Annotated in this window: 3 protein-coding genes; all 3 read left to right on the top strand. The window is 66.7% G+C overall.

Features of this window, described 5'->3' with window-relative positions; translation table 11 throughout:
* Positions 1 to 310: 310 nt before the first annotated feature.
* A complete protein-coding gene (locus MUO23_01690) occupies positions 311 to 1,318 on the top strand; it encodes a CAP domain-containing protein (GenBank protein MCJ7511665.1) in 1,008 nt (335 codons plus the stop codon).
* 313 nt (positions 1,319 to 1,631) lie between these two features.
* Positions 1,632 to 2,939 (top strand): pyridoxal phosphate-dependent aminotransferase, encoded by a 1,308-nt coding sequence (locus MUO23_01685; protein MCJ7511664.1) that lies wholly within the window; start codon positions 1,632 to 1,634, stop codon positions 2,937 to 2,939.
* On the top strand, positions 2,920 to 5,766 hold the full coding sequence (locus tag MUO23_01680) for a M20/M25/M40 family metallo-hydrolase (GenBank protein MCJ7511663.1): 2,847 nt from the start codon (positions 2,920 to 2,922) through the stop codon (positions 5,764 to 5,766). Before MUO23_01685 ends, MUO23_01680 begins: the two co-directional genes overlap by 20 nt.
* The last annotated feature ends 220 nt before the right edge of the window (positions 5,767 to 5,986 follow it).

Below are 5,986 nucleotides of genomic sequence, written 5' to 3'. Positions count from 1 at the left end.
GCCGAGACGTGAGGCTGACGAGAGCGACCTAGACGGAAGTCCGGGGTGGCCAGGCGCAGCCCGAGAGATCCATGGGCGGCTTCGACCTCCCGCGTGACCGGCTCCGGGTGGTGAGCCCGCTTGGGAGCCCGACGCCTTCTGGGATCGGGCGGAGGATGGGCACTTCGCGATGTACGCCGGGACAGCGGACGCACCGCCGCGCCAAACTTCGACCCATCTCGTGAGGAGACACGCTGGAGGTGCGCTCATCGGTCAGCTAGGCCGGCCACCGTGGGCAGGTTTCTGGCGGAGACTCGCCCCGCTGGCGGTCGTGGCCTCCATCGTCGGGCTGATGATCTCCCCGTCGCTGGCGCCGACTCTCGCGGCTGCGGCCCCCGTCGCCGATGCTTATGAGCTGATTGACGCCGTCAACGCCCTGCGGGCATCCAACGGCATGACGCCCCTCCGGGTCGATCCGATCCTGATGTCCACCGCTCAGGCGCAGAACGACTACAGCCTCTCGATCGGCCAGATCACGCACACCGGCCCCAACGGATCCAGGCCGAAGGAGCGAGCCATCGCCGCCGGGTATGGCGGAGGCGCCACGGTCTTCGTCTCGGAGAACATCGCCCAGGGAACCGGCCTCTCTGCTTCCGAGGCCGTCCAGTGGTGGACCGGTGACGATCCGCACTGGAACACGATGATGGGAGCCAACTACCGGGACATCGGCGCAGGGGCAGGCTGCGACGGCGACACGTGTTACTACACGATCGACACCGGGTACGTCGCAGGCGGTATCAGCGCCAACTCCACCGCCCCCATCGTCGCCGGGGTCACTTCTGCGCCCGGCGGCGCCCTGCCGGTGATCCAGTCCACCCCTCAGCCCGACGGCTCGATCGTGCACACCGTCCAGGCGGGCCAGACGTTGTGGACGGTGGCGGCCGTGTACGACATCCCGCTAGCCCAGTTGCTCGAGCAAAACGGATTGACCGAGGAGGCGCTGCTCCATCCAGGCGACGAGCTGGTGATCCGACCCGCGACCGTCCACATGCCGACGTCGGCGCCGAGCGTGACGCCCGCCCGCACCGAGAGCACTCCCGCCGGCCGATCCCCGACCGCCCCCCCGCCGCCGTCAACCCGCCTGCCCGCGCCGACTGCCGCCCCGGCGAATGCGACCGCGGCGTCCATCCCCGGCCCTGCCCGTTGGCTGATCGGAGTCGTCGGCATGGTTCTGATCATCCTCGGGATTGTTCTCGGGAGCCGCCGATCCCGGCTCGGTGCAGGCCACGACGTGCCGCAAGCTTCCAGGCGGGGCGTAGATCGCATCCACGACGACTAGCACCCGAGACATCCAGCGCGGCCCTCGCCCGGGTGCGTACTGACCATTCCGGCCAACCGGTGGGCGGCACCTTGATTTCCGACGGCGGGCGGCACTCGGACGATGGAGAGCCCTGCGCTTGACACGGGTGCTAGAATGGTCCTGAGTATGTCGCTAGCGCTGCGGCCCAGCAACGTCAACGCCGACAATTCCAACGGCCTAGCCGGCCGATGGTGTGGGGTGGCACGCCCGTAGCGCCGGTCGTCCAAGTCAAGCGGCCCCAACCACCGGTTGGGGCCGCTTTCATGTCGAGATCCCGTTGCGGAGATTCTAGATGACTGCTAGCGAGAGCACGCCCCAAACCGTCGTTCCTGAGGAGCAACTCGTGCCCGTCGGCGGTCATTTGCGGCGGTTGGTGCCGATCCCACCGTCGCGCATGTTCTTGATCAACAAGAGACTATCGGTGTTCGCCGATCGTCATCCGGGCGGAGCCACGTTCGACGCTTCGCAGGGGGATGGCGGCGCCAGTCTTCCCGGTGTGCCCGAGGTGATCCTCGATCGCGCTGCAGCCTTGCAGCGCCAACACGGCAGTGCCTACGACATGCCTTACGGCTGCGACGCGTTTCGCCGAGCCGTGCTCGAGCCCTACTGGCAAGCCAGCCCGGCCACGGGCCTGGGTCCTGGGAATGTGCTGGCCACGGTTGGCGGGCGGGACGCGCTGGTCAAGGCCTATGAGGCCATGCTTGCATTGGGGCACGGGCGAACGGGGGACTTGATTGTGGTTAGCCGCGTGCCATGGATCTCGTACAGCTGGGGGCCGTATGGCGTCGGCGCCAACGTGCTGCTCGCGCCGGGGCGGCCCGAGGACGGCTGGGCATTCAGCGAGGACTCCTTGGCAGCCTGCGCCGAGTTCGCTGCCCGACTCGGACGAAAGATCGCCGGGGTGATTGTCACCTCTCCCGACAACCCCACCGGAAACACGCTCACGGCCGAGCGCCAGATCGCCCTGGGACAAGCCGCCCTGCGGCTGGGTGCAGCTTTTGTCCTCTACGACTGGATGTATCACTACGTGACCGACCAAGTCCCCATGGACCTCAGTCGGTTCTACCTCTCCTTCGCCGCTGACGAGCGACCACGGCTGATGTTTCTCGATGGCATCACCAAGTCGCTCGGGGCCTCCAACATCCGCAACTGCCATCTGATCGCCTCCGAGTCGGTTGTCCGCCATATTGTCGCCCGCGCCTCGCACGGCGTCATTCCCCCATTCCATTCGATGGCTGTGGCGATGGCAGCCTACGAAATGGGCTACGCCGAGGCGACACGCGGCATCGTCGAGCCAACCAACGTCAGCCGAGCTGCACTGCGGACCTTCGTTGAACAGAACGGGTTGCGTGCCATCCTCGGCCAGGGCTACTACGCCTTTGTGGACGTGGGCGGGTGGCTGCGTCAGAAGGGTTGGTCGGACAGCGAACCGCTGGGCGCCTACCTGGCCGAGGAACACGGGGTGGCGGTTGTGCCCGGGGCTTTCTTCTCGCCCGCCGGCGGCGATTGGATCCGGTTCTCTTATGCTACCCCGGTCGAGAAAACGCTGGGCGCGGCGCGGCGGCTGTTGGAGGGTCTGCATGCCCTGGTCCACGAGTGATCTTGTTCGGTTTGCCGATCGAGTGCTGCTGGCGAGAGAGACCGCCCTCAAGGAGACGCCGCACGGCGGCACCACCGGGCTCGAGTTGGAGTGGAACCTACTGGATGCGCGCCTGCTCCCTTTGCAGACCGTGGGCGCCGGCCCAGGCAGGCGCTCCTTCGCCGACGTGCTGCGCGAGGACTTCCTGCCAGAATGGCTGGCCGAACACACCCAGCTCGAGGTCTTCCACTGGATGCTTGAGTGGACGACTCGCCCTCATTTCTCGCCGCTCCTGACCATTTACGAAGGGCGATTGCTTGAGGCGTGTCAGCGGAATGCCCTGGCCCGCGCTGGGAGTCAGTTCGGTGAGGGCCTGCATGCCTTCCACGGAAACTTGCTCCAACCCGTCAGCGTCGATCACGAGTCGATCCCTGGAGGCTGGAATCTCGCAAAGCGCCGCTATCTTGAGCGTTGCGTCGATCTATACGGTTCCAGCCTGGCGACCGCCGGCATTCACACCAACCTCTCATTGCCGGAGCCTCTGCTCGCCTGGGATTTCATGCACCTCGGCGCCTCGGAACGCGCCGGCGGTCACCTGGACACATACAAGAACCGCGTCTACGTCGAAGCCACGCGCCTGCTACGCGCATTCGCCGCCTTGTTCATCGCCACCAGCGCTAGCACACCGCTTCGGGCGGAGGTCCGCCAGGGCGAGCCGGTCGTCGTGCTGACGGATTTCGACTCGGTGCGAACACTGACCTTTCCGGCGCCCGAGGCGGTGGATCTGCCCGGTCTGTATCGATCCCATGCCGATTATGTTCGACTGTCCCACGACCTGGTCCGACGAGGCGTTCGGTTCGGCAACAACAATTGGACCGCCGTGCGCGCTCGTTCCTTCGCCGAGCCAGTCGAACGGCTGATCACGCTCAGCGCCACACAACTCGAGACCCTGTACCACCAGGGACTGTATGCCGAGGGCGAGACCCCGGCGGTCGAGGACATGGCCCGCCAGGTCGTCATCGAGAATCTTCTGGCCCGCATCGACCTGCCCATGGCCCGAGTTGAGATTCGCACCGACGAAGGCGGTCACCCGCTCGAGGTCGACATCGCCAATCTGGCCTTCAAGGAACTGCTGCTGCTGCGCAGCTACGGCGATCCGACCTATGCCCGCGCCTTCCGCTATGAAGCGGAGGACCTGGCGCGCGCCCGGCGCAATGAGGAGCAAGCGGCGCAAGCCGGGTTGCGTGCGATCATCGAGGATCCCTTCCTCGGCAAGGCAATCGGTATGCGTACCTTCCTGCAGCGAACGCTGGAGGAGGTCGGTCCGCTGGCCGCCGCCCTGGGCTGCCGGGCTTGGCTCGAGCCGCTGGCCGCCATGGCCGAGGGTGGCCCGAACACCGCCGAGCGCATGCGCGCTCAACTGCAGCCGGCATTGGAGAATGACCGTGTCGTGCCGTACGATGCCGTGCTGGACCTGATCGAGCAGCACGAGCACGAATTGGCGCGGGACATCGAGCACATTGCGGCCGATCTCCCCGCCCACGGCGAGGCGGCAGCCGGATTGCAGGACCTGTGGGACCGAGCGCGTGACGCAGCCAGGCACGAGCCACAGGCGCCGATCCGCTTCCGACCCGCGCCCGTCTCAACGATGGAGGCTGTCTACTCGGACAAGACAGCGGAGATCGTCGATCTCGCCATGCATCTGATCCGCATCCCGTCGGTCACGGTCGCCCGGCCGGGCGGCCAGCGGCCGGATGAAGTTCGCCGGCTGGCCACCCTCTTGTACGACCTGCTGACAGTGGCCGGGGTCAACGTGCGCATCTTTGAGGACGGCAAGTCCCCTGCTCTCTTCGCCACCTTCCCCGGCGTCGAGCAGCCGGAGGTGTTGTTATCCGGGCACTTCGACGTGGTTGAACCAGAACCCGACGAGAGGCAGTTCGAACCTCGACTAGAGGGAGACTACTTGTGGGGCCGAGGCGCGGCGGACATGAAGACCGTTGTGGCCAGCTACGTTCTCTGGATGCGCGACATTCGTCGGCGCGGCGGCATATACCCACCTCTGGGTCTGCTCCTGGTGGGGAATGAGGAGAGCGGGGAATCCGAACCGTGGGGGACGCCGCAGGTGTTGGCCGCCCTGCAGGCGGAATTCGGGTATGCCCCTCGCCTTATGATCGTTGGAGAGCGCACGGGCGAGGGCGGCGATGAGCGCCTGGGCCGTGTCTGCCTGGAGAACCGCGGCCTGGTCCGGATGGAGATCACCGCCCGCGGCAGGCGCGGCCACACTGGCCTCGGCTCCGCCTACGCCGACTTGACGCGGCGGCTAACCGGTGCCTGCGCCGACCTGGATCGCCTGATGGCCAACAAGCTGACACTCGACACTCCATCCGCCTGGCGTTCGCAGATTGGCTTCCCGTACCTGCGGGTTGGGGACCCAGGGGTCTTCAACATCACAGCCGAGAGCGGCACCCTCGGACTCGAGATCCGCCCAATACCGAATGATCGGCTCGAGGACTTTCTGCCGGAGATCGAGGCGTACTGCCGTGCGCACGATCTCGGTCTGACAATGACCGCTAGCGAAAACGGCATCGCCTGCGACCCAGGCCTTCCGCACGTCCAAGCACTCCTGGGCGCAATCGAGCAGGCAGCAAGGGAGGCGCCGGTCGTCGACCGCAAACTGGCGGCGACAAGCGCCCGGTTCGCACCGGCAGGCCGGGGCGTGGTGTGGGGCCAGTCAGGCATCGGACCCCACGCCGCGGACGAACGGCACTACTTGCCCAGCATTCTTCCGTACTACGCCTCCCTCGACACATTCGCCGAGCGTCTTCTAGCGGGCCAGGGCACGGGCTGAACCCACGCGGCTGCCCGCTGCACCCGATCCCTCTGCCTTCGCCCCTCCTGCGCTCCCAGCTGCCATCCACGCCGGCCGGCGGTGGTCTGGCGTTCACCCGACCTGGTGTTCTCACTCCAGCCCCGACGTAGCCCATCGACTTGCGGACCTTGGCGTCCCAGATCCACATCCCCACGCGGGAGCCTCCAACTGGACAGACGGGCTCAACGAGCCGAGCGAG

This window comes from Anaerolineales bacterium (genome assembly GCA_022866145.1).
Classification (GTDB): Bacteria; Chloroflexota; Anaerolineae; order Anaerolineales; family E44-bin32; genus PFL42.
The sequence above is the reverse complement of the archived record's forward strand: the minus strand, read 5'-3'. Positions and strand labels throughout refer to the sequence as shown.